This window comes from Saccharopolyspora sp. NPDC000995 (assembly GCF_053599315.1).
In genome coordinates this window covers 1-1,932 of the sequence record NZ_JBSFLZ010000305.1, presented here as the reverse complement: position 1 = coordinate 1,932, position 1,932 = coordinate 1, and the positions used below count along the sequence as shown (strand labels likewise).

The 1,932-nt window shown below is 67.3% G+C and carries 3 protein-coding genes; all 3 read left to right on the top strand.

The window, feature by feature from the left end:
• Positions 1–126 precede the first annotated feature (126 nt).
• Complete coding sequence (locus ACWDKQ_RS35985) at positions 127–570, top strand: helix-turn-helix transcriptional regulator (RefSeq protein WP_450143210.1); 444 nt, start codon at positions 127–129, stop codon at positions 568–570.
• A 10-nt stretch (positions 571–580) separates the two neighbouring features.
• Entirely contained in the window at positions 581–991 is a 411-nt protein-coding gene (locus ACWDKQ_RS35980; protein WP_450143209.1) for a VOC family protein, read from the top strand.
• A gap of 615 nt (positions 992–1,606) precedes the next feature.
• Entirely contained in the window at positions 1,607–1,834 is a 228-nt protein-coding gene (locus ACWDKQ_RS35975; RefSeq protein WP_450143208.1) for a hypothetical protein, read from the top strand.
• Positions 1,835–1,932: the final 98 nt, after the last annotated feature.

Genomic DNA, 1,932 nt, shown 5'->3' with positions numbered 1-1,932 from the left:
ACACATGATTAACAGGCGGCTGCCCTACATCGAATGCAGCCCCCAACCACACGTTCCCGCAGGTCAAAAACCAAATGGCTGCTGCCGTACTAGGCAACCCCGATACGACGTGGCACTATCTCGCAGGTGACCAGCAGTCCCGTTGCGGCGCAGCGCCTGCGCGACCTTGCGCTGCTGCGCCGCGTCCGCGATCGCATCGACCGGGAGTACGCGCAGCCGCTGGACGTCGAGGCGCTCGCCCGCGGCGTGCACATGTCGGCCGGGCACCTCAGCCGCGAGTTCCGGCGCGCTTACGGAGAGTCGCCGTACTCCTACCTGATGACGCGGCGCATCGAGCGCGCGATGACGCTGCTGCGTCGCGGCGACCTCAGCGTCACCGAGGTCTGCTTCACGGTCGGCTGCTCGTCGCTTGGCACCTTCAGTACCCGCTTCACCGAGCTGGTCGGCGTGCCGCCAAGCGTCTACCGGAGCCAGGAGGCGCGCGCGACGGTGGGGATGCCGGCATGCGTGGCGAAGCAGGTGACCAGACCGATCAGGAATCGAGAAGCGCCGAACTCGAGCCGCACCTAGCGTGACTGCCATGGACATCACCATCCACAACGCGTTCCTTCCGCACGACGACCCGGCCGCATCGCTGGCCTTCTACCGCGACATACTCGGCTTCGAGGTCCGCAACGACGTCGGGTACAACGGGATGCACTGGATCACGGTCGGCCCTCCCGGACAGCCCGGCACGTCCATCGTCCTGTACCCGCCGGCGGCCAACCCCGGCATCACCGACGACGAGCGCCGCACCATCGCCGAGATGATGGCCAAGGGCACCTTCGCCATCATCACCCTGGCCAGCACCGACCTCGATGGCACATTCGAGCGGCTGCAGGCCAGCGACGTCGAGGTCGTCCAGGAGCCGACCGAGCAGCCCTACGGCGTTCGCGACTGCGCCGTCCGCGATCCTGCGGGAAACCTGATCCGCATCAACGAGCTCCGCTGAGCTCGCAGGAAGGCTGACAGCTGGGACGAGGTAGTCGCGGGCGCATCTTGACGAGCGCGCCCGCGGTGCTCCTCATCCCCGCCGCCTACCGGCCATTGCTGGCCTATCGGGTGTTCCGCCAGCTCGTCCTCGGCTTCGCGGTCTCGTACCACGGGGGCGGGATGAGCTTCGTCGCGGTGCGTGGCTCGCCATCTAGCTCTCGCGGAAGGCGACCGCGGGGCTGAGTGTGGGTCGGTGGTGAGCGACGCTCGGCGCGGCACCGGGCGCTCGGTGCCGTAGCGGGCGTCCTGCTTCTGGCGAGGTGTGGGAACCAGTGAGTGCGTGCGCCCGGCCCTCCCTCCAGCGCCCACCGGTACCGGGCGTCGCGTGCGACTGCGGGGATGCCTGCGTCGCGACCAGACCGGTCAGGAATCGAGAAGCGTCGATACCCGAGCCGCACATAGCGTGACTGCCGTGGACATCGTGAACGGCCAGCGGCGAAATCGCCGTCCGAGGCGAACGAGTTGCGGCGCTGCTGCTGTCGATCGCCCCCACCAAACGTCCACAAGCAACCGAACGTCCCCACCTCGGCAGGTCGCCGGCGTTCGGGGCCGCCCGTCTTCAGAGGAGTTACCGATGAACTTGAACAAGTGGATTCGGCAGAGCCACCGCTGGCTGGCCATCGCCTTCACGGCGACCGTGATCGTCACCACCGTCGCCTTGGCACAGGAAGAGCCCGTCATCTGGGTGTCCTACGTGCCGCTGCTCCCGCTCGCCTTGCTCCTGTTCACCGGCATGTACTTGTTCGTGCTGCCCTACACCGCCAGGCGCGGCCGAGAGCGAAGCACCGCTCGCGCGAAATGATTCGGGTGTGGCTCTTTTGGAGTGAGGTTTAGGCGGCGGTGTGGAGGGTGTGGGTGGGGTGGTTGCGGTGTTGTTCTCGGGACAGGTGGTAGGTCCAG

Coding starts and splice junctions, on each gene's coding strand:
- ACWDKQ_RS35980 (WP_450143209.1), top strand. CDS start 581: ATGGACATCACCATCCACAACGCGTTCCTTCCGCACGACGACCCGGCC.
- ACWDKQ_RS35975 (WP_450143208.1), top strand. CDS start 1,607: ATGAACTTGAACAAGTGGATTCGGCAGAGCCACCGCTGGCTGGCCATC.